Below are 382 nucleotides of genomic sequence, written 5' to 3' on the forward strand. Positions count from 1 at the left end.
GCGTTATATGCAATGGAGGCGTCTGTGATTTTAAACTTAATCTATTTTGTTTTATCACTATTTTTTACCTTTCTTGTATATGAAAGCTTACCGCGAAATGGGTGCCATTCTAATGGTGTTTGCATAGATTTTGATTTTTTTGAGTTAACGGGAATCTTGTACTTCTTTTTGGCTTTGTTCTTTGCAGTTTTGTGTTTAATAAGGCTTTTTAATAAAGTAACCTATATAGAGTTAAATGATTATAATGCAAAAGATTTAAGTGATATTGATGGTTAATTGCATATAACAAACGCTTTAACCAAAGGACGCAAAACAGCAGGCTTGCGCTCCTTCGTCGCTAATTTTAGCCTGCTATTTTGCGCCGGTTAAGCGAGGCGTTATG

1 protein-coding gene is annotated in these 382 nt (G+C 34.6%); it reads left to right on the top strand.

Going from position 1 to position 382, the window contains the following annotated elements; genetic code table 11:
- A partial coding sequence (locus ACGHEH_RS21810; RefSeq protein ID WP_390449921.1) for a hypothetical protein occupies positions 1-276 on the top strand: 276 nt, incomplete at its 5' end.
- Between the last annotated feature and the right edge of the window lie 106 nt (positions 277-382).

The sequence above is a fragment of the Pseudoalteromonas sp. MTN2-4 genome, from assembly GCF_042848605.1.
Lineage (GTDB): Bacteria > Pseudomonadota > Gammaproteobacteria > Enterobacterales > Alteromonadaceae > Pseudoalteromonas.